General features: G+C 71.5%; 18 protein-coding genes. 8 read left to right on the top strand and 10 right to left on the bottom strand.

Translation table 11 applies throughout. The features are described from left to right. Positions 1 to 86: 86 nt before the first annotated feature. Positions 87 to 812 (top strand): YcnI family protein, encoded by a 726-nt coding sequence (locus tag ACMCNO_RS18055; RefSeq protein WP_412750608.1) that lies wholly within the window; start codon positions 87 to 89, stop codon positions 810 to 812. 80 nt (positions 813 to 892) lie between these two features. On the opposite strand, the gene ACMCNO_RS18050 is transcribed toward ACMCNO_RS18055, so the two are convergent. The 5 genes from ACMCNO_RS18050 to ACMCNO_RS18030 all read right to left on the bottom strand — a co-directional run bounded on the left by ACMCNO_RS18050 (position 893) and on the right by ACMCNO_RS18030 (position 6494). After that, positions 893 to 2113 carry a serine hydrolase domain-containing protein gene (locus tag ACMCNO_RS18050; protein WP_412750607.1) on the bottom strand — a complete coding sequence of 407 codons (1221 nt, stop codon included), beginning with the start codon at positions 2111 to 2113 and terminating at the stop codon, positions 893 to 895. 153 nt (positions 2114 to 2266) lie between these two features. After that, positions 2267 to 4093 carry a hypothetical protein gene (locus tag ACMCNO_RS18045; RefSeq protein WP_412750606.1) on the bottom strand — a complete coding sequence of 609 codons (1827 nt, stop codon included), beginning with the start codon at positions 4091 to 4093 and terminating at the stop codon, positions 2267 to 2269. A 232-nt stretch (positions 4094 to 4325) separates the two neighbouring features. Beyond that, positions 4326 to 4865 (bottom strand): putative immunity protein, encoded by a 540-nt coding sequence (locus ACMCNO_RS18040; RefSeq protein WP_412750605.1) that lies wholly within the window; start codon positions 4863 to 4865, stop codon positions 4326 to 4328. 36 nt (positions 4866 to 4901) lie between these two features. After that, positions 4902 to 5687, bottom strand: a complete 786-nt coding sequence (locus ACMCNO_RS18035) for an alpha/beta fold hydrolase (RefSeq protein ID WP_412750604.1) — start codon at positions 5685 to 5687, stop codon at positions 4902 to 4904. 300 nt (positions 5688 to 5987) lie between these two features. Next, complete coding sequence (locus ACMCNO_RS18030; RefSeq protein ID WP_412753740.1) at positions 5988 to 6494, bottom strand: MarR family winged helix-turn-helix transcriptional regulator; 507 nt, start codon at positions 6492 to 6494, stop codon at positions 5988 to 5990. 134 nt (positions 6495 to 6628) lie between these two features. Between ACMCNO_RS18030 and ACMCNO_RS18025 the strand changes: the two genes are divergently transcribed. Continuing rightward, positions 6629 to 8755, top strand: coding sequence for an MMPL family transporter (locus tag ACMCNO_RS18025; protein ID WP_412750603.1), 2127 nt, complete (start codon positions 6629 to 6631; stop codon positions 8753 to 8755). 165 nt (positions 8756 to 8920) lie between these two features. On the opposite strand, the gene ACMCNO_RS18020 is transcribed toward ACMCNO_RS18025, so the two are convergent. The 3 genes from ACMCNO_RS18020 to ACMCNO_RS18010 all read right to left on the bottom strand — a co-directional run bounded on the left by ACMCNO_RS18020 (position 8921) and on the right by ACMCNO_RS18010 (position 11837). Continuing rightward, positions 8921 to 10309, bottom strand: coding sequence for a hypothetical protein (locus tag ACMCNO_RS18020; protein WP_412750602.1), 1389 nt, complete (start codon positions 10307 to 10309; stop codon positions 8921 to 8923). Then, positions 10306 to 10653, bottom strand: coding sequence for a PadR family transcriptional regulator (locus ACMCNO_RS18015; RefSeq protein ID WP_412750601.1), 348 nt, complete (start codon positions 10651 to 10653; stop codon positions 10306 to 10308). Before ACMCNO_RS18015 ends, ACMCNO_RS18020 begins: the two co-directional genes overlap by 4 nt. A 218-nt stretch (positions 10654 to 10871) precedes the next feature. Then, positions 10872 to 11837 carry a phytanoyl-CoA dioxygenase family protein gene (locus ACMCNO_RS18010; RefSeq protein ID WP_412750600.1) on the bottom strand — a complete coding sequence of 322 codons (966 nt, stop codon included), beginning with the start codon at positions 11835 to 11837 and terminating at the stop codon, positions 10872 to 10874. A 286-nt stretch (positions 11838 to 12123) separates the two neighbouring features. Between ACMCNO_RS18010 and ACMCNO_RS18005 the strand changes: the two genes are divergently transcribed. Beyond that, entirely contained in the window at positions 12124 to 12939 is an 816-nt protein-coding gene (locus ACMCNO_RS18005) for a class I SAM-dependent methyltransferase (protein ID WP_412750599.1), read from the top strand. Between the two features lie 66 nt (positions 12940 to 13005). Next, positions 13006 to 13968 carry an AraC family transcriptional regulator gene (locus ACMCNO_RS18000; RefSeq protein WP_412750598.1) on the top strand — a complete coding sequence of 321 codons (963 nt, stop codon included), beginning with the start codon at positions 13006 to 13008 and terminating at the stop codon, positions 13966 to 13968. A 19-nt stretch (positions 13969 to 13987) separates the two neighbouring features. Here the strand turns inward: ACMCNO_RS18000 and ACMCNO_RS17995 are convergent, their stop codons facing one another. Further along, a complete protein-coding gene (locus ACMCNO_RS17995) occupies positions 13988 to 15043 on the bottom strand; it encodes a hypothetical protein (RefSeq protein WP_412750597.1) in 1056 nt (351 codons plus the stop codon). A gap of 433 nt (positions 15044 to 15476) precedes the next feature. Next, the gene (locus ACMCNO_RS17990) at positions 15477 to 15917 is read right to left on the bottom strand and encodes a MarR family winged helix-turn-helix transcriptional regulator (RefSeq protein ID WP_412750596.1); all 441 of its coding nucleotides are present in this window, start codon (positions 15915 to 15917) and stop codon (positions 15477 to 15479) included. Positions 15918 to 16010: 93 nt separating this feature from the next. Between ACMCNO_RS17990 and wrbA the strand changes: the two genes are divergently transcribed. From wrbA to ACMCNO_RS17970, 4 genes are all read left to right on the top strand, one after another. Then, positions 16011 to 16637: an NAD(P)H:quinone oxidoreductase gene (gene wrbA / locus ACMCNO_RS17985; RefSeq protein WP_412750595.1), complete on the top strand. Its 627-nt coding sequence runs from the start codon at positions 16011 to 16013 to the stop codon at positions 16635 to 16637. Between the two features lie 28 nt (positions 16638 to 16665). Next, the gene (locus ACMCNO_RS17980) at positions 16666 to 18090 is read left to right on the top strand and encodes an MFS transporter (protein WP_412750594.1); all 1425 of its coding nucleotides are present in this window, start codon (positions 16666 to 16668) and stop codon (positions 18088 to 18090) included. 130 nt (positions 18091 to 18220) lie between these two features. Beyond that, positions 18221 to 18844, top strand: a complete 624-nt coding sequence (locus ACMCNO_RS17975) for a helix-turn-helix domain-containing protein (protein ID WP_412750593.1) — start codon at positions 18221 to 18223, stop codon at positions 18842 to 18844. Next, entirely contained in the window at positions 18841 to 20151 is a 1311-nt protein-coding gene (locus tag ACMCNO_RS17970; protein ID WP_412750592.1) for an MFS transporter, read from the top strand. The genes ACMCNO_RS17975 and ACMCNO_RS17970 overlap by 4 nt, the downstream gene beginning before the upstream one ends. The last annotated feature ends 29 nt before the right edge of the window (positions 20152 to 20180 follow it).

The raw sequence follows: 20180 nt of genomic DNA, 5'->3' as shown, positions 1-20180 counted from the left end.
CCCGCAGAAGCGGATCAAAGCTGGGGAACTTTCCGTCGCCCGGAGCCGACTAACCCGCCGTTGCCCCCTCAATGAAAGGCACCCTGATGCTGCGTACCGTCCTGGCCCGCGCGACCGTTGTCGCGGGCGTCGCCGCTGTCACCACCCTGGCTCTGGCCGGGCCGGCGTCCGCCCACGTCACGGTCAACCCGAACAGCGCCACCCAGGGCGGTTACACCAAGGTCGCGTTCCGGGTGCCCAACGAGAAGGACACCGCGAACACCACCGCCGTCGAGGTCAACCTGCCCGTGGAGACCCCGATCGCGTCGGTGTCGCTCAAGCCGCTGCCCGGCTGGACCGCCACCACGGTGAAGTCGAAGCTCGCCACCCCGATCAAGAAGCACGACCGGGAGATCACCGAGGCCGTCACGAAGATCACCTGGACGGCGGCGGACGCGAACAGCCAGATCAAGCCCGGCCAGTTTCAGGAGTTCGAGGTCTCGCTCGGCCCGCTGCCCGAGACCGGCCAGATCGTGTTCAAGTCCCTGCAGACGTACTCCGACGGCGACATCGTGCGCTGGATCGACGTCCCGGCCGCCGGCCAGGAGGAGCCCGAGCACCCCGCGCCCGTGCTGAAGCTCGCCCCCGGCAACGGCGATCCGCACGCGGCCGCCGCGGCTGCCGCGCCCGCCGCCGCCAGCGGTGGCCACGACGACGACGCGGACGGCACCAACTGGCTCGGCCTCGCCGGGCTCGGGCTGGGCCTGGCCGGGCTGGTCGCCGGACTGCTGGGGTACCGCCGCGCTGGGCGGCGGCAGGCCCCTACCGCCTGACGTCGCCGCCGGTCGGCCCGGCCGAGCCCGGGCCGACCGGCGGACCGCTGTGGCGCCCCGCCCTTGCGATCATCCGGCGGTCAGCGCCGCGGTCCCGGCCGGGCGAGATCGACCGTACGCAGGGCGGCGCCCGCGGCCTCAGTCGCCAAGGTGGCCGGTTGCGGGCCGCACAGCGCGGTGATCACGAACCGGGTGATGGCCGCGTCGATCGGATTCTGCGCGGTCGGTGAGCTCTGGTAGAAGGCCATGCTGTGGGCGTAGGTCATCTGGCGGCGGCCGTCCGGGCTGTGCAGGGAGAGGGTCTGGTGCCCGATGGTGCCGCCGTCGTGGCCCCAGAACACGCCGCAGGGCAGCCGCATCGAGAAGATGCCGAGCCCGTACCCGCCGGCCTCGGGGTGGCCCGGGTCCAGCGGCACGGTGGTGCGCATCTGTGCCTGCAAAGCCGCGCTGAGCAGCCGGCCGGTCAGCAGGGCGCGGTAGAACGTGTTCACGTCGCGGGCAGTGGACACGATTTCACCCGCGCCCCACGCCCAGCTCATGTTGTAGCGGGTGAAGTCGCGCAGCTTCCCGTACGTCCACGGCACGTACGCGTGCATGTGCGGCCCGCGGATCAGCGGGTCCGTGCCCTCGAAGTAGGTGTCGCGCAACCCCAGCGGGCGCAGCACCCGGCGGGTGATCTCGGACCGGTAGCTGTGCCCGGTGACCCGTTCGACGATCAGCCCGGCCAGCACGTAGTTCGTGTTGGAGTACGAGAACGCGGCCCCCGGGGCGTTGGTGGGCGCCGCGGCCAGCCCGATGCGGGCCAGCTGCTCCGGGCGGTACACGGTCCTGCCCAGCTTCACGAGGTCCTGCGCGGTGGTGGCCAGTTCGGTGTCGTAGTCGCCGATCCCGCTGGTGTGGTTGAGCAGCATCCGGACGGTGACCTGCCGCCCGAGTGCGGACGGCACCAGCGTCGGCAGGTAGCCGCCGATCGGCGTGTCCAGGCCGATCCGGTGCTCGCCGGCCAGCTGCAGCACGATCGTGGCGAGGAACGTCTTGCTGATGCTGCCGATGCGGTGCCGCAGGCCGTCGCGGACCGGTTCACCCGTGGCGACGTCGATGACTCCTGTGGTGGGGGTCCAGGTGCGCCGCCCGTCGCGGACCTCGGCGAAGGCGCCGGGCATGCCGGCCGCGTGCACCGCGTCGAGCTGTTGTTGCAGCAACTGGCCGAATTGGTCGGTGCCGGTCCGGGCCGCGGTGGCGGCGGACGGGACGGTCAGGGCGGTGGCGGCGATCAGGACGACGAACGCACGTCGCAGCACGGGGCCTCCTTCGATGGTGACGGCACCGTCCATCCTGGTCCATTCGCGCGACATGTACCGGAGATTCCGATGTGTCCCACGGACGGGGACACCGGCGGGCCTTCCCGGAGGGCTGCCGTGGGGCGGCCGGCGCGGGCCGCCCCACGGTTGCGATCAGTGGGCCGTGGTGAACACGGCGACCGCGTTACCCCCGACGGTCAGGTCATGACCGTTGTCGAAGCTGGCCCGCAGCGAGTCTGCGGGCACGGGGAAACCGGTGGCCGGGTCGGCCGGTGCACGGTCCGGGCTGTAGACGTACTTGTCCAGGGTGATCGTCCCGGTCTGCGCGGTCATCGACACCGTCGCCGGGGACGAGCCGCGGTTGACCAGGACGAACGTCCAGCCCCCACCGGCCGAGGCCGGCAACTTGGCCTTCAGCACCCGCACCCCGGCCGGCTGCGCCGGCGCGAAGATCCGGGAGCCGGACGGCAGATACCGGCACAGCAGGCTCCACGTGTAGAACCAGGGCCGCAGCGTGGCCTTGCCCGGGGACTGGTAGTGGTCCCACATGCCGCACTGGACGGCCTTGTCGTACCCGTCGAGGCACCACGCCATCGCGCCGTCCACCCCGGCGCGCGCCTCCTGCACCGCGAGGTCGGCCATCCGCACGCCGTGGGCGTACTCGGAGGTGAAGGAGTAGTCCTTGTCGTCGCCGTCGCCGGGCGCCTTCATGCCGGTCTCGCCGAGGATCACCGAGCCGCCGTCGGCCGCCTTGAGCTGCCGTACCGCCTCGGCGACCACCGCCTCGGGGTAGTCCGGCGGCGAGCCGAGGTCCACCTCGTGCACGTAGAAGTGGGCCTCGTGCTGTGCGACCTGCCGGTCCAGTGCGGACTGCAGCCACCAGTCGTTGGCCGCCGAGCCGCCCGGGTAGGTCCAGCCCGGGGTGTGCGACACGGTCTGCGTGAGGTCGTTCATCGGGTCGGTGATCGAGGCCACCGCGGTGGTCAGGGTGATCGTGGAGACCGCCCGTTCGATGCCGTCGCGCTTCGGCATGGTGAGCCGCAGGTAGTTGGTGCCGGTGGGCACCGTGCGGGCGGACACGTCGACGCGGTACCACGGCGTGGTCGCGTAGGTCACGACGGGGCCGGACTGGGCGACCGTGAGGTTGGTCCAGGTGGAACCGTTCTTCGAGGTCTGGAACGTCCAGTCGGCGCCCGTGTCGTCGGGGGTGCGGTAGAGGCGGGCCGAGAAGCCGGTCAGCCCGTCGGCACGCCAGACGAGGTTCTGGTCGGTCCCGGCGTTGCGCACGGGCACCGACATCAGGCCCAGGTCGCCTTCCTGCGCGGCGATGCCGGCCTCGGCGGTGTCCGGCCCGCCGATCAGGTTCGCGTCCAGGTGGGCGGCGCCGAAGGCCGTGCGCAGGTTGGTGGTGGCGGTGACCCAGTCCCCGTACTTCAGGCCCGTGCCGCTGTTCGGCTCGTTGATGCCGATGTATTGGACGATGTTGGAGTAGCCCTGGTCCCGGAACTTGGCCATGAGGTCCGCCTGGAGCCGGGCGGCGTCGGCCGAGGTGTAGAACGCGCGGTCGTTCAAGCCCCACATCCCGGTCACCACGCTGGTGCCCTGCTGCCGGTAGTGGGCCAGGACCCGGAAGACGTTCTTCATCTGGGGGGTGTCCCAGGCGTACGAGCCGACCACGCCGGACGGGTTGAACCACGGCCGGTTGATCATGATCCGGACCAGGCCGGGGCGGATGTAGTCCACCCGCTGGGTCATCTGCTGGAACGCGGCGTCGGTCCACTCGTCGTTGCCGGGGGTGTCGTCGCCGGCGCCGCGGAACAACGGGTCCTGGTTGTACCCGAGCCCGCGCCAGGTGCTGTCGACGGCGTGTTCACCGGCGGCGGCCGGGGTCGGCGCGGATGGCGCCAGCAACGATCCGGCCAGGGCGGCGACAACCAGGGGTACGGCGTGCGCGCGCCATCGAGCGCTTCTGCTCTGCATGCGAATTCTCTCCTGCGGTCGAAAGGGGACGGACGGGAGCCGCCCGCGGGCAGCAGACCCCGTCCCGGTGAACACCCTACGTGGAGGATTGTTCGCGTTCAGTAAAGGCGTGTGGCGCGCCGCGGCGGGCTCCGACCGTGGTACGTTCGGCGCCGCGGTGCGCCTCATCGGCTCTTCGTCCCAGGCGCGATTCCCGCGTTCTGTGGCCTCCGGGCCCGTGTCCCGGCCTGACTCAGGATCCGTTGCGCAGAGCCGCGTCCAGCTCGCGCAGCAGCTCCCCGACCCGGCCCCCACCGGGCGGTGCCGCGGGATAGCGACGGAGCACGTCCACGACCACCGGTGTCGCCTGCCGGCGCGCCTGCTCCAGGTGCACGGCACCGACCTGCCGGTCCTCGCCCGCGGCCAGCTCGGCCGCCCGCGCCGCGTGCGCCGCCGCCCCCAGGATGTGTTTCACCTGATGAGGATCGGCCAGCGGATGCAGGTACGCGGCCCCGGCCGCGCTCATCGCCGCGCGCGCCGCATCGGCGGCGGCCGCGGTGTCCGCCTCCTTTGCCGCCCGCAGCGCCGCCCACGCCGTGTCGCGCAGCGCCTTGCCGCGCTCACCGCCGCGCGCGAAGGTCCAGGCGGCGGTGAGCGCGTCGCGGGGACGCGGGTCGGCCGGGTGCGTTCGCTCGAAGATCTCCAGGACGTCCTGCGCGCAGACGGCGCAGTATCCGGTGACCGCGCGCCGATCCTGCGTGCTCAGTACAACCTCGCTGGTCTGGTTCGCCACGGATATCACCCACGTCCATCAGCATGGCCCGCGCGCTCACGGCCTCGGATCGCTGCCCGGCCTGAGCCAGGAAAGGATCAGCGGGTTGACCGCCGCCGGGTCCTCCACTGTCGGCAGATGGCCAGCCCAGGTCAGGTCCACCCGGACGGACCCGGGGATCGACTCGGCCAGGCGATCGGCGGTCGACCGGAAGTAGTCGAGATCAAGAGCACCCGAGACGACCACCGTACGGGCGGTGACGGCCGACAGGTCGAAGTCGCTGTTGCGCACGAGATCCGAACTGCGCGGCTGCGCGGTGTCCTCGGCCGCGAGCTGGATCTCGAACGCCGTCCGCTGCATCGCGGCGACCGCGTCCCGCGCCTCCGCCGACGCGGCCGGCCCCAGGAACGTGGCGACGTTCAGCGCGACCGCGCCCTCGATGTCGCCGGACTCCAGCAGTTCGTCCTCGCGGGCGCTGAACTCCATGATCGCCTCGGTGGGTGGGTGCAGTCGCGCCGCCGCGCACACCAGCACCAGGGTCGTGACCCGCCCGGGCCATCGGGCGGCGACCTCCTGAGCGACCCGCCCGCCGTAGGAGGAGCCGATCAGGGCGGCGTCGGCTATCCCCAGCGCGTCGAGCAGATCCCGGACGTCCTGCGCCGCGTTGAACGGCTCGGTCGCCGCGGGGGAGCCGCCGTGACCCCGGAAATCGCACCGCACCACCCGGTATCCCGCGTCCTGCAGCATCTGCCATTGCGGATCCCACATCCGCCGGTCGCAGACCGAGGAGTGCAGCAGGACAACCGCCGGGCCCGCCCCGGCCACATCGTGAGCAAGAAGCACGGGACCGACAGTAGCCGCCGAGGCCCCGTTCACAGATGGCGGTCCGGCTCCTGACGTGCGGGCAGGGTCTCGTGCGCGGCGCTCGTGCAGCCGGCCCTCGCGCCGGCAACCTCTCCACACACCTCAGCGTGCCGGAGGAGGCCGCCGAGACCGCATGCCTGAGACGGCTCATCACCCGAGTCGGAGACGCTGCCGGCGATTGACGCATGGGACGGGACTCGGATCCGGCCGAGATGGACCTCGACAGCGAAGGGCGCGGCCAGCTTCACGACGCCGTTACGGCAGCGCGGCTGTTGTCGATCAAACGTCGCCGCGCCGGGGCGTTTCGGCGCGTACGGCGTCGCGGTGCTGCCGCACCGAGGTGCTCATCGCCGTCATGAACCGGTGGACCGTCTCCAGTTCGTCGTCGGTGAAGTCGGCCATCACCGCGTCCGTCCGCTGCCCGAGCGGCCGGAAGAACTCCATGGCGATGGCGGCGCCGCGCTCGCCGTAGTGGAGTAGGACCTTCCGCCGGTCGGCGGTGTCGCGGTCGCGGTGGATGTGCCCCGCGCGTTCCAGCCGGTCGATCAGTGCCGTCACCGAGCCTGACGAGAGGCTGAGCTGTTCACCGAGGCGGCCCGGGGTGATCGGGGCGTCCTGCAGCTCGGCGTCCATGACCGCGATCAGGGCCTGCAGGTCGGTCGGCCCCAGCCCATGCAGGCCGGCGAAGGCGTGCCCGACGTGCTGGGCGTCCGCGGCGTACCGCCGCAGGTCGTTGGTGATCTCGGCGATCAGCCGGTCGCGGCGCGTATCGCGCCGCCGGTACATGCCGTGCGCTGCCACTTTGCGCCGCGTCTCCTTTCCCGCCGGGGTTGCAGCATACCTCAGCCGTCGATAATCTCGATAGACAAGATACTTGTGGATCGAGATTTGTGGTCGTCAGCGCTCCGGTGAGGAAAACGATGTCCCTGTTCACCCACGTCGCCCGTGGCCGCCTGGCCGCCTGGCTCACCGTGGTCGCCGCGATCGTTCTCGGCGCCGCCGTATTCGGACTCCCGAGACCCGTCAACCCCGCCCCGGTGTCGTCCACCGGGCTCTCGGCGCAGTGGCAGTCCACGCAGGTGGAGCGGCTGCAGGAGCAACTGCCGTCCCACGAGGTCGAGCCGGCCCTCGTCGTCGCCGCACGGGCGGACGGCCAGCCGCTCACCCCTGCCGACCGGGAAGCCCTCGCTGCCCGGGCCCGGGCCCTGGGCCGGTTCGCGGTCGGCGGTCAGGTCGCCCCTGCGCAGCTCTCCCCGGACGGGACCGTCGCCCTGATCGCCGTGCCACTGTCCACCGCCGGCGGGCAGCAGCAGGTCAGTGGAACGATCGACCAGCTTCGCGCGGCGCTGGCCGGCACCGCGGCGGGCCTGACCGTCCAGGTGACCGGCGGCCCGGCCTTCCAGGCGGACCTGACCAGGGTCTTCGACGGCGCGGACGTCACGCTGCTGGCGGTGACCGCCGGCGTCGTGGCGCTGCTGCTACTCGTCACCTACCGCAGCCCGTTCCTGTGGATCGTCCCGCTGCTGGTCGTTGCCGCGACGGAGCAGCTGACGCTGCGCGCGGTCGACACGATCGTGCCCGCCCTCGGCATCAACCTCCAGGAGGGAGCCGTCACCGGCATCGCCAGTGTTCTCGTCTTCGGTGCGGCCACCGACTATGCGCTGTTGCTCATCGCCCGCTACCGCGAGGAACTGCGACGGGTGCCGGACCGCTTCCTCGCGATGCGCGCCGCGTTGCGGCGGACCGCGGAACCCATCCTGGCCAGCGGATGCACCGTGGTGCTCGGCGTACTCACGCTGTTGCTGTCGGAGCAGGAGACCAACCGGGCGCTCGCGGTCGCGTGCGCGACCGGCGTCGTGTTCGCGATGCTGTCGGCTCTGCTGGTCCTTCCGGCCGCGCTCCTGATCTTCGGCCGGGGCCTGTTCTGGCCGTTCATCCCCCACGCCGGGAGCACCGCCCGGGAAGGCCGGCTGTGGGGGCGCCTCGGCGCGTCCGTGGCCAGCCGTCCGGTGCCCGTCGCGGTCCTGGCGACGCTGCTGATGGGCGGCCTGGCCCTCGGCGGTCTGGGGATCCGCACCGGCCTGTCGGAGACCGAGCAGTTCCGGGTCGAGCCGGAGGCGGTCGCCGGGGCACGGACGCTCGCGAAGGCGTTTCCGGCCGGGACCACCCAGCCGGTCGCCGTGCTCACCAACCCATCAGCGGCGGGCGCGGTCGCGAACGCCGCCGCGGCTGTCCCCGGCGTCGCGTCGGCACGGCCCGGCGACTCCGGCGCCACCGTCGCCCAGGTCGACGTGGTGCTGCAGGCCGAGCCAGGCACGGCCGCGTCCGACCGGACCATCGAGGCGCTGCGCGACGCCGTCGCCGCGGTGCCCGCCTCGGCGCCACCTGTCGTCGACGGCGCGGGACAGTTCCGCGGGGCGGTGGTGGGTGGCAGCGTCGCCGCCACCCACGACACCGGCGAGGCGAACGCGAAGGACCTGCGGCTGATCCTGCCCACCATCCTGATGCTGGTGGCCGCCGTACTGGTGCTACTCCTGCGCGGGCTGCTGGCCCCGGCGCTGCTCGTGCTCACCGTCATCGCGTCGTTCTTCGCCAGTCTCGGGGGGGCGTGGCTGCTCTTCGACCACGTGCTCGATTTCCCCGCCCTGGACAGCGGCGTCATCCTGCTCGCGTTCGTGTTCCTCGTCGCGCTGGGCATCGACTACAACATCTTCCTCGTCACCCGGGCCCGTGAAGACGCCCGCCGCACGGGCACCCGGGACGGGATGCTCTCCGCCGTGCGTGTCACCGGCGGCGTCATCACCAGCGCGGGCGTGTTGCTCGCCGCGGTGTTCGCCGTGCTGGGCGTCCTGCCGCTCATCGTCCTGACCCAGATCGGCATCATCGTCTGCATCGGCGTCCTGCTCGACACGCTGCTCGTGCGGACCGTCCTCGTGCCGGCGTTGGCGTTCCTGCTCGGCGACCGGTTCTGGTGGCCGCACCGCCTGCGACCACACGCCCTCGCGCAGGATCCGACCACTCGCGAGCCGGTCACCGCAGACCGGTGACCGTCCGACCGCTGCCCCGGCTTCGGCGGGCCGGGGCAGCAAGGTGGGACGACACGTTGCGGGCGGTGATCGCCCCGCTCGTCGCGGCGTAGGTGGCGTTCCAGCCCGAGGTGATGCGCTCTCTGCCCCGCGGGCAGCGTGAGCGCTCGTCAGCCGCCGGCTCCGTTAGGGTCGGGCGTGCCGTACGGCCACCACGCCGGGCAGCCGGCTCACCTCGGCCGCCAGGGCCGGGAACCCGCCGGCGCTGGTGAGGTCGATCTCCCAGAAGGACGGCAGGTCCTGCCTGGAACCGCCGGCCAGTCGCCGGCCGTCGCAGTACGCGTACCGGTACGCCTCGTCCGCCGGATCGGAGTGGAACGAGGTGCTGTTGACCGCCCACACCCGCCAGCTTGCCGCTTCGACGACGGCGCGCTGCTGGTCGGTGATGTCCCGGCTGAGGTAGATGCGGGCCAGCCGGCTGCGGGCCACGTCCCCGGCCGGTGGCTCGGCGGGCGGCCCGGAGGGCGCGCAGGTGCCCTGCGCCCAGCTCGGCACTCCGCTCACCGTAGTCATGGCACCCACCGCGACCAGCACCAGAGCCGCTGAGGTGATCGCGCGTATCCGGGGCGCCAGGGCTGCCGCGATCAGCGCGCCGGCCGCCAGGAGGAGCGCCAGCAGGCCGGGCCCCTGGTTCCAGAATTCCAGGTCGGCCCAGAGCACCTCGCCCTCGGGCGGATTCGGCGTCGGGTACCACCAGGCGGCGAGCAGGGGGATGAGCAGCCCTACCAGCACCGCGAGCCAGGTCAGGGTGGCGCCGCCCGCGGTACGCAGGTGGTGACCCTCGCTGCGCCGGCTAGCCCATCCGAAGAGCAGCCATCCGGCGACCGCGGCGAGCGCCGCGCCGGCTCCCGCCAGCCAGGCCAGCCACGGCGGCGTGGCCCGGGAGACGGTGAAGCTCATGCTGGCGTCGTCGGAGGGCTGAACGAAGTAGGTCAGCGTCAGCCCGTCCCGGGTGGCCCAGAACTCCGGCGAGAGGCTGTTGTTGTCGTGGTGGGTCCCGCGGTGGATCTGCCAGCCGGCGGCGGCCAGGCGGTCATGGACTCCTCTCGTGTACGCGGGCAGGTCTGCGGCCGCTGCGGTGTTCCGTACCCAGTAGTCGGCGTAGCCGTACCGCACGCCCCCGTCCGCGCCGGCCGCCGGCACGAACGGCTCCGCGTCACCACCGCCCCATACCCGCAGTCCGGGGAAGACGGTGGCCTTGAGCGTCTCGGCCGGCGCACCGGCCGGGAGCGCCGGGGCGAGCGCCCAGCCGATCGTGGCTGCGCCGGCCGCGCCTACCAGGCCGGCCGTAAGCGTCACCATGGTGGCCAGCACCACGACCGACCTGCTTGCCGGGCGGCCCAGACGGGCCCGTAACCCGAACCTCATCAGGTTGACGGCCTCCCGGGCCGTTGGCCGGGTGCGGTTCGGCGGCGCGCACTCCAGCAGGGTGCCGAGCATCTCGGCCCGTCGCGGTCCGGGTGGGTAGAACCGCAACCAGCGTCCGTACCGGCGGGCCAGTCCGTCGCGACTCACGACGTCACCAGGCTCAGGCCGAGACGACGGCGGGCCGACAGTTGCGCGGAAGCCGCCGCCACACTGGCCCGTCGCCGCTCGGTTTCCGTGTCCAATGCGGTGGCGCCGTCGGTGGTCAGCCGGTAGTACCGTCGCGGCCGCCCGTCGACGACTTCTTCGCGGTCCGGTTCGATGAGGCCGAGCGCGGTGAGCCGATCTAGAGCGGCGTACAGCGTGCCGGCCTGCAACAGGACCTGGCTGTCGGAGAGCCGGGTGACTTCCTGGATCACTCCGTATCCGTGTCGAGCCTCGGCGGCGAGGGCAGCGAGGATCCAGAAGGTGGGCTCACGCATGGGGGCGGACATGCCACCAATATAAAGATCATCTGTATGTCCATGCAAGGTCGGCAAGCGTCCCGCGGCTTGATCGACCTTCGGCGGGCCGGCCGGGAGTCTGGCGATCAGCGATGCTCGATGGCAACCAACCCGGGTGGCGTCTATCGCAGACGATCGTCCGTGGTAGACCACGGGTTCTGTTCGGTAGCGCTTGCAAGACGGGGAGCGGAGCTGGGCTTCAACGATGCCTAGTTCGTTGGCTGCCAGGGCAGAAGGTTGAGCTTCGGATAGCGCAGGGCCATACCGGCCAGCGTCTCGGGCGTCCAATACTGATGTCCGGGCGGCGGGAAGCCGAGGGCTTGGAGTTGGCGCGGCGTGGCCCGGTTGACGAACTCGACCCACTCATTCGTGTAGCTCTTCACCGCCCAACCGACCCGCTGTCCCCACTGCAGGCTGGACGGCCGGAAGCACAGCTGCATGCTGTACCGCGCGCCCCTGGGTGCGATCAGCTGCGTGCCTCGATGGAAGGTTCCCGGCTCGAACGCGATGACGGTTCCCGCCGGCCCCGCTCCGGAGACTTCCGCTTCGTAGAGTCCCGGATCGACGTCGGCCACGAAGCGATCGGTACCACCCTGCCGGCCCGGCCGTAGCAACCAGTTAGGAACGGCGGGCAGATCGGCGGTGTGCTTGCGGGAGACCAGATGCGGCGGTCCGAGTTCGTCGGGAACGTCGTTGAGGAGAACGAACATCTCGACCTGCCGGCAGCCCGGCGTGGTGCTGGGCACCAGCACGGTGTGGCCCAGGTAGTCGCGGTGCAGGGCCTGGCCGTAGTCACAGGCTCCGGTGTACTTGGCCCACGCCTCAGCTCCGTAAAGACGAACATCGTCGTCCTCCAGCAGAGCCTCCGCCAACGCCAGGACACGATGGTTCACGGCCAGCAGGCTGATCTGGGCGCTGGCGAACAGGAACGTGTCGATCCCGGCGAACTCGTCGCCGATGAAACGCTCGTGACGCGGATCGGTGCCGTCATGGAATCCATCGGCAGAGGGGAACAGCAGGTCCAGTTCCTGCACGGCTGATGCCAGCTCGTCTGCGGGCAGGAACCCGGGAAGAATCACGAAACCGTCGGTCCGCCATGCCTGTGCCGCGTCTTTGAGGTCCATCGGGGCAGCCTCGGGAGGCAAGATCAGCGGGCAACCGATCTTCGGCGCCATCGTGCCGTAGGTCAGCCTCGCCCCACTCCTCGGACTCCAGCAGCACCTGCACCGCCGCGGTGCTGACACGCTTCTTGCCGGCGCCCTGAACGAGGACGGCTGCTGCCCTCATTATTGGATTACTGATATTCACAATCCAATAATCGGCACAGCCTCAAGAAACGGACAAATCTCCACTACATCATAATGACAGTTATGGTGTAGGGCTTCGTCGGAGGCAGGTCCCCCGCGCATGCCCCGGTCGGCTAGCTTGTTGATCAAGCTTGTCGAACGGAGGGGCAGACCAATGACCACGACACCCTTCGACGATCATGAACGGTCGCAGTGGGCCGGGCGGGCAACGGCATACCAGGGCAGCTTCGCGGCTCTCTGCGCCCACCCCGCTGCGGCGCTGCTGGACTCCGCCGGCGTCCAGGCGGGCGTGCGCCTCCTCGACGTCGGCACCGGCGCCGGCACCGTCGCCGCCCTGGCCTGCTCCCGCGCCGCGCAGGTCGTTGCCGTCGACGCCGAGCCCAGCATGCTCGAGCTCGCCCGCCAGCAGGCCCCCGCCGCCGAGATCCGCCACGCAGTCCTGCCGGCATTGCCGTTCACCGACGACGCCTTCGACGCCGCCGTGGCCAACTTCGTCCTCAACCACGTCGGTGACCCCGCCGCGGCCCTCGCCGAACTCCGGCGGGTCGTGCGCCCCGGCGGCCGCATCGCGGTGACGATCTGGCCCTACCCCTCACCGCCGGCCCAACAACTGTGGAACACCATCTTCGACGCGGCCGGCGTCGAGCGCCCCACGGACCTGCCCCGGCTCGCACCCGACAAGGACTTCCCCCGCACCCCCGACGGACTATCCGAACTGCTGCACCGGACCGGCCTCACCGATATCCGCTGCGAGACGATCACCTGGACTCACCGCACCGACCCCGAATCCTGGTGGAACGGACCCGCGAACGGCATCGGCGCACCCGGCGCGCTCATGCAACGCCAGGACCCGAGCACGATCGACCGCATCCGGTACCACTACGACCAGCACACCGCGACCTACCGCACCCCTGACGGCCAGCTCGCCCTGCCCACCGCGGCCCTGCTCGCGATCGGCTCAACGAACTGACGCGAAGAGGCTCCGACCGTCGGTCCACGATGGTCAGGCACCGTCGGTGGGGCGTAGCTTCGCGGTGTGGTGGTGGTGTTCTCGTCGTTCGAGACGCGGGACCGGGATGAGGCCCGGGCCGTGATTGAGCAGGCGGCGTTTCCGCTGGCCCTGGAGGTGCTGTCCTCGCAGCGGCCGTACCGGTGCCGGTACGAGCAGCTCGCCTTCGGCCCGCTGACGGTGTGCCGGACGTTGCACACGGCGGGACTGCGCGTTGTCGCTGCGGATCTGCAGCGGTGTTACCTGGTCGGTTTCTGCGGCCCGGGCCGGACGTTGTCGCATCACCGCGGCGCTGAGGTGGAGCTCACCGGCGCGTGCGCGGCGGTGTATCAGCCGGTCGGTGAGGTCCGCTCCTGCTCCAGCGGCGCCTGTCTGACCTACTCGGTCACGATCGACCAGCAGACGCTGGAGTCCACTCTGGCCGGCATGCTGGGCCGTGCGGTGGCCAGGCCGATCCGGTTCGGCCCGGCCATCGATCTGACCAGCCCGGCGGGGCGTGGCTGGTCGCGGCTGGTGCGGCTGCTGGTCGCGGAGGCCGTCACCGGCGACGGTGGGGCCGCTCAGCCGTTGGTGTGGCAGCCGTTGGCCGATGCGGTGCTGCGCGGGCTGCTGCTGGCCGCCGAGCATCCCGGCCGGGAGACGCTGGACCGGCCCGTGGGGTCCTGCCGGTCGGGGCCGGTGCGCCGCGCTGTCGACGCGATCCACGCTGATCCGGGCCGAGCGATGACGCTCAGCACGCTGGCTGCCGTCGCTCAGGTGAGCGCCCGCGCCCTGCAGCAGGGCTTCCACCAGCAGCTGGGCACCTCGCCCATGGGGTATCTGCGGCAGGTTCGCCTGGCTTGCGCCCATGACGAGTTGCGCTGGGCAGACCCGGCCGTGACCGGGGTGGCCGCCGTCGCGCACCGGTGGGGCTTCACCCATCTGGGCCGGTTCGCCGCTTCCTACCGCGCCGTCTACGGCTGCGCACCCTCGGACACCCTGCACCGGTGACGGCCTTGCGCCCCCAGCGTCACGGTGCCGGTGAGTCGTCCGGCTGGCTGTCCCAAGTGGATCTCTCATCAGCGCGGTCGCGCCGGACCCGGCGCAGGTAGGCGGTGGGGGTGGTGTCGAGGTGGCGGCGGAAGGCGCGGTGGACGGCGCGGATGGTGACGCGGGCAGCCCGGGCGATGTCGACGGCGGTGATGTCGAGATCGGCGTTGGCCTCCATGAACGCGACCGCACGGGTCAGGGCGGCGGGAGTGGCGTCGGTGCGGTCGTAATGGTGCGGCCCGGGGACACAGGTGTTGGGGAAAGTGGTGAGCAGGGCCGCCGCGAGCAACCGGGTCGTCGGGCCGACCATCAGGGGATTGGTGATGAACTCGGGCGCGGTGTGCAGGCTGTCGCTGACGTGGTCGACCACGGACAGCCAGCGGCGAGCATCCGCCGGGTGCGCGGGGCGTGTTGCGGTGAAGCGCAGCCGGGGCGGGGGGCCGTCGGGGTGGTTTCGGGCGGCCTCGGCGACGGCTTGCGGCGGGAGGGCGACGATGGACGCCCGGAGCGATTCGTGCCATCCGTGGTACGCCCGGTCCAGGTCGGCGTGCAGGACGAGGTCACCGGGGCCGTACCGGTCGTCGAGGGCAAGGTCCATGCACCATCCCCGGTGGACCCGCCCGACGAGGATCGCCGCGGCCGGGCCGCTGCGGTACTCGGCGGGCGCCTGGTCGTCGAGGGTGTCGACCAGGAACGGGCCAGGACCGAGCCGTAGGTGCCGGAACCGGTAGGTGTCGCGGGCGGCGCGGATGGTGACGGCCGTGGCGTAGGCGGCGGAGAGGTAGGTCTGGGCGTGGTCGGGGTCGGCGGTGACGAACTCGAGCCGCTGCCGCTGCGGGTCCCGGGTGAGCTGCGTGGGGAGACGCCGCGCATGGTGCCGCGGCGGGTGATCACGATCGGCCGGCGCCGCCGGAGCGCAGGCCATCCGCGGCGGCGGCTGGACCGCGACGGCCGGGCCGCTGCCGCGATGGGCGGGGAGCCAGTTGCTGCCGGACGGTCGCCGCGGTAACCGCGGCGGGTCGACGTGCGGGATCATCAAAGACTCCGGGGTTCTCGACGAACGAGGCTGTCACCGGGGTCCGGGGCGACGAGGGCGATCACCAGCGGCAGGGGCCAGCCGTACTCGCCGCGATGGCCGGGCGGGAACGGGCTGTCCGCGCGTCCAGGGTACGCGCGGCGCCACCGCAAACGGGGCAGGCGGCCCCGGCCCAGATGCCCAGGTGTGCCGGCGGGACGCGACCCGGCGCCTCAGCACGGCCAGAAGACCGGTCAGGCGACGGCGACCGCCGTGCGGTGGTGAACAGCTCACCGCGGTGGATGGCGCGGGGCGATGGACGCCACGTCGGCCAGGGCCTGCATGACGATGACATCGGTGTCCCGGAAGCCACCACCGAGCGCTGCGCCATGTTGATCAGGGCGGAGGTCATCGTTTGTGATGACCCATCAGTTGCCCGCCCGGCAGGTATCAGCTAGGCAGACGATTTGCCGTCCACGTTGGTGGACATGGTGCGCAGGATGCCGGGCAGCTGCCTCAGCGTGGCGGCGGGCAGGTCGCGAACCGTCTCCTCCGCGAGGGTGACCCACAGCTCCCGGACCTGGTCGGCAAGCGCTTTGCCGCTGTCGGTCAGCGCTACGACGGTGGCGCGTTTGTCGGCCGGATCGGGGCTGCGCCGGATGTGGCCGGAAGCCTCCAGCTTGCGAGTCATCAGCGTGACGCTGGGGGGCTCGCAGCCCAGCGCCTCGCTGAGCTGAGCCTGGATCAGCGGGCCGGTCCGGTCAAGCTCCAGCAGCACGGCCTCTTGACCGGCGTGCAGGCCGAGCGGGGCCAGCAACTGCGCCGCCCGGGCCCGGTGTCGCAGGCTGAGCAGGCGGATCCCCTGATTGAGGGCCTCGGCGTACTCGGGATCCATGGACCCTCCTTGACAACAGCGTTCGTTACGCGCATAAGATTATGCGCATAACCATTACGCGCATAACTAATGCTACACAGCCGAGGAGTCGACATGACGGTGAAGGTCGCAGTTTTCTACTACAGCTCGACGGGCACGGTGCACGCCCTCGCTGAGGCCGTCGCCGAGGGCGCCACTTCGGCCGGGGCCGAGGTGCGGCTGCGTCGGGCCGCCGAGCTGGCCCCCGCCGAGGCCATCGACCAGAACCCGCAGTGGCGTCAGCATCTCGACGCCACCAGCTCGGTGCCGGTGGCCCAGCTCGACGACCTGGCCTGGGCCGACGCGTACGCGTTCGGCACGCCGACCCGGTTCGGGACGCCGGCCGCGCAGCTCAAGCAGTTCATCGACCAGGCGGGCGGCCTGTGGCGCGACGGAGTCCTGGCCGACAAGCCGGTGACGGCGTTCACCTCGGCCTACAACCGGCACGGCGGCAGCGAGGCCACGATCCTCGCCCTGGGCAACGTCTTCTACCACTGGGGCGCGCTGATCGTGCCGCCCGGATTCACCGACCCGTCGATCTACGCCGCGGGTGGCAACCCCTACGGCACCGTCTCGACCGGGGGTGCCGGCGCCGGCGCCGCGGCCCTCGATGCCGCCCGCTACCAGGGCCGGCGGCTGGCCGGCTTCGCCGTCCGCTTGACGGGCGCCCCCCTCGTCGCGGGCGCTGCTCAGAGTGCCTGAGGCCCAATCCGATGAAGCGGAGGAAGTCATGACGGCTACCCGTGCCGGCAGCCAGGCGGTCAAGCCGTACACCGGCCCGGCCTGGCTGGTTCTCGCGCTGACATGCGCCTGCCAGTTCATGGTCATTCTCGATGTGTCGATCGTCAACGTCGCGCTGCCGGCGGTGCAGCGGGATCTCGGGTTCAGCGACACCGGACTGGTCTGGGTGGTGAACGGCTACGTCCTGGCGTTCGCCGGATTCATGCTCCTGGGCGGTCGCACGGCCGACCTGTTCGGTCACCGCCGCATGCTGGTGTCCGGGCTCGCCCTGTTCTCACTGGCCAGCCTGGTGGCGGGCCTGGCGACCACCGCGGAGATGCTGGTCGTCGCCCGCGCCGCGCAGGGGCTGGGTGGCGCGATGCTGGCCCCGGCCACCCTCGCAGTGATCAACACCTGCTTCGTGGCGGGGGCGCAGCGCGCCCGGGCGTTCGGAGCGTGGTCCGCGTCCGGTGGCGTCGGCGGCATGGTCGGTGCGGTTGCCGGCGGTGTGCTGACGACCGGGCTGTCCTGGCGGTGGGTGTTCCTGATCAACGTGCCGATCGGGGCGGTGCTGATCGCGGTGGCGATGGCGTCGCTGACCGCGCGGCCCGGCCGCCGCGAGGCGCTGGACCTGGTCGGTGCGATTACCGGTACGGCCGGGCTGGCGGCACTGATCTACGGAGTCATGCAGACCGCCGACCACGCGTGGGGATCCGGGCGGGTGTTCGTCCCGGTCGTGGCCGGCGTCCTCCTGCTGGCGATCTTCCTGGTGGTGGAGCAGCGGTTCGCCACGGCGCCGATGATGCCGCTGCGGCTGTTCAGCAACCGCGGCGTGGCGGTCAGCCACGCGATGCTTCTCCTGTTCGGTGGCATCGCCATCGCGATGTGGTTCTTCACCTCGCTCTTCATGCAGAACGTGCTGGGCTACAGCGCGCTCGACGCCGGGCTGGGACAGACGCCGGCCGCGGTCATGTTCGTGGTGGTCGCGCGGTTCGCCGCCGGCTGGCTGCCGAAGACCGGCGTGCGCCCGCTGGTGCTGGCCGGGTGCGCGTGCCTCGGAGCCGGGTTCGCCTGGCTCTCGCAGGCGGGCGTCGGCAGCCACTACGTGGCGAGCGTCCTGGGCCCGACACTGCTCGTTGCGATCGGCATCGGCCTGGTATTCCCGACGTTGATGGCGTCGGCGACCGCCGACGTCGAGCCGCGCGACGCCGGCATCGTCGGTGGCCTGGCCAACACGGCCAGCCAGGTCGGTGGTTCGGTGGCGCTGGCGGTGTTCGCGACCGCGGCCGCCGCCCGCGCCGCCTCGCACAGCGGTAACGGTTTCTCTCCTGAGGCTCTGGCCTCGGGGTACGAACTGGTCTTCGGCCTGGCGGTCGGAGTCGCCCTGGCTATCGCGTTGGCCAGCGTCCTGTTGCCCAGGCGGCAGCGGAGCTGACCCGCGACGACAGGAGACGTCGCGTCGCCCCCGCGGCGACCGCCCCCTGACGAACGATCAACGTCCGGCACATCCATGAACATCACGACGAGGTGTTGCAGAGAATCTATGCATCAAATACTCTGCAACCATGTCACGGTCAACTGAGCGAGATGCACGTCCGGACGGGTCGCCACGCCGCCAGCTGCACCTCACCGAGGTGGAGACCCTGCGCGCCATGGCTCATCCGCTACGCATGCGGATCATCGGTTCCCTGCGGGTCGACGGCCCAGCCACCTCCGCCATGCTCGCCCGGCGCCTCGACACCGACTCCGGGCAGACCAGCCATCACCTGCGGCTGCTCGCCCGCTACGGCTTCGTCGTGGAGGCACCCGAGCTGGGCAAGGGCCGGCACGGACGGGAACGGTGGTGGAAGTCCGCCACCGACAGCACGCAGTGGAGCGACGACCTCGACAGCCTCGGCGCGGGCGGACCGGAAGCGATCCGAGCCCTGGAACAGGCTGCCCACCGTGTCTGGGACAGCCTGGTCGACACGTACCGCGATCAGGTCGCCCGTGGTGAGTGGAGCGCAGCCTGGCGCGAGGCGGCGGGCGGCGGCGACGCGGTGGTCCGCCTGACGCCCGAACGGCTGGTAGCCATGCAGGAGGAGATTCAGCAGGTCATCGAACGGCACAACCTCAAGGACCACCCAGCCGACGACGCCGAAACCGTGGTGGTCGTCCTGCAGGCGTACCCGAGAAGGGCCCCGCAATGACCAGCCCCGCCGGCAGCGCCACGGCCCTGCCGAGCGCCGAACCTTCGGCCGCCAGCGATACCGGAGTTGCCGGGGCGACGGAGCCGGCCACCAGCCTGTGGCGCAACCGGGACTTCAACCTGCTGTGGACCAGCCAGACACTGTCCGACCTCGGTGCGTCCCTGTCCACACTGGCGATGCCGCTTCTCGTGCTCGTCCTCACCGGCTCGCCGGTGCAGGCCGGCCTGGTCGGCACCCTGTCGCTGGTCGTGCAGCTCGTGTGCCGACTGCCCGCCGGAGTCGCCGCCGACCGGGTCGACCGCCGCCGCGCAATGATCGTCTGTGACCTGGTCCGGCTCACCGCGCTGGCCGGCCTCGCCGCCGCCGTGTGGACCGGACACGCAGGCATCACCGCGATCATCATCGTTGCGGTCGTCGACGCGGTCGGGCACACCTTCTTCAGTACGGTGGAACACGCCGCGCTGCGGAGCATCGTCGGACCGTCCCACCTGCCCACCGCCGTCGCCCGCAACGAAGCACGCAACCACGCCGCCGGTCTGGCCGGACCACCTCTGGGCGGTCTGCTGTTCGGGCTGGCACACGCGGTGCCGTTCGCCGTCAACGCGCTCACGTACCTGGCGTCGCTCGCCGGCGTCGTCCTGATCCGCCGGCCCTTGCAGTGCCGGACCGAGGCACCGCCCGCCGGGCACACCGCCGCGCTGGCCGAGGGCATGCGCTTCGTCCTGACCAACCCGTTCCTGCGCGCGGTGCTGATCATCGCCGCGCCCCTGAACTTCGCCCTGACCGGGGCCATCTTCGCCGTCGTCGTCACGTTGCAGCAACACGGCACCGCACCCGCTGTCATCGGCCTGGTCGACACCATCATCGCGGCTGGTGGCCTGGCCGGGGCCGTCGTGGCACCCGCGTTGCAGCGGCGGCTGCGGCTCCCGGTGTTGGTGCGGGCGATCTGCTGGGCGGCGGTGGCACTGGTCGCCCTGAGTGCGGTGTTCACCGCGAACATCGCCGCCGCCGTGCCGGTCGCGTTCGCCGTCTTCCTCGGCCCCGCCTGCAACGCCGCCCTCTTCGGCTACCAGGCCGCCATCACACCGGACCGGTTGCAGGGACGAGTGGTCAGCGTCATCCTGCTGTGCGCGACGTCCGCCGCCGCGGCCGCGCCCGTGCTGGCCGGGACGTTCGTCGCGGTGTGGAACGGCCCTGCGACGCTGCTGTTGTTCGCGGCCGGGGTGACCGCCTCGGCGGTCGCGGCGACATTCAGCCGCGGCATCGGCAGCATGCGCACCGTCCAGGAGGCAGCCATTGAGCCGTAACCACGTCGCCGACAACGGTCGGCGGCCAG

The organism is Krasilnikovia sp. M28-CT-15 (assembly GCF_047159595.1).
Lineage (GTDB): Bacteria > Actinomycetota > Actinomycetes > Mycobacteriales > Micromonosporaceae > Actinoplanes.
Note: the sequence above shows the minus strand (reverse complement) of the source record. Positions and strands in the feature narration are given on the sequence as shown.

Excerpts from the sequence above, each read along its gene's own strand:
- ACMCNO_RS17975 (WP_412750593.1), top strand. The coding sequence starts at position 18,221 with ATGTCACGGTCAACTGAGCGAGATGCACGTCCGGACGGGTCGCCACGC.
- ACMCNO_RS18010 (WP_412750600.1), bottom strand. The coding sequence starts at position 11,837 with ATGGCGCCGAAGATCGGTTGCCCGCTGATCTTGCCTCCCGAGGCTGCC.
- ACMCNO_RS18030 (WP_412753740.1), bottom strand. The coding sequence starts at position 6,494 with ATGTACCGGCGGCGCGATACGCGCCGCGACCGGCTGATCGCCGAGATC.
- ACMCNO_RS18045 (WP_412750606.1), bottom strand. The coding sequence starts at position 4,093 with ATGCAGAGCAGAAGCGCTCGATGGCGCGCGCACGCCGTACCCCTGGTT.
- ACMCNO_RS18015 (WP_412750601.1), bottom strand. The coding sequence starts at position 10,653 with ATGTCCGCCCCCATGCGTGAGCCCACCTTCTGGATCCTCGCTGCCCTC.
- ACMCNO_RS18055 (WP_412750608.1), top strand. The coding sequence starts at position 87 with ATGCTGCGTACCGTCCTGGCCCGCGCGACCGTTGTCGCGGGCGTCGCC.
- ACMCNO_RS18025 (WP_412750603.1), top strand. The coding sequence starts at position 6,629 with ATGTCCCTGTTCACCCACGTCGCCCGTGGCCGCCTGGCCGCCTGGCTC.
- ACMCNO_RS17970 (WP_412750592.1), top strand. The coding sequence starts at position 18,841 with ATGACCAGCCCCGCCGGCAGCGCCACGGCCCTGCCGAGCGCCGAACCT.
- wrbA (WP_412750595.1), top strand. The coding sequence starts at position 16,011 with ATGACGGTGAAGGTCGCAGTTTTCTACTACAGCTCGACGGGCACGGTG.
- ACMCNO_RS17980 (WP_412750594.1), top strand. The coding sequence starts at position 16,666 with ATGACGGCTACCCGTGCCGGCAGCCAGGCGGTCAAGCCGTACACCGGC.
- ACMCNO_RS17995 (WP_412750597.1), bottom strand. The coding sequence starts at position 15,043 with ATGATCCCGCACGTCGACCCGCCGCGGTTACCGCGGCGACCGTCCGGC.
- ACMCNO_RS17990 (WP_412750596.1), bottom strand. The coding sequence starts at position 15,917 with ATGGATCCCGAGTACGCCGAGGCCCTCAATCAGGGGATCCGCCTGCTC.
- ACMCNO_RS18005 (WP_412750599.1), top strand. The coding sequence starts at position 12,124 with ATGACCACGACACCCTTCGACGATCATGAACGGTCGCAGTGGGCCGGG.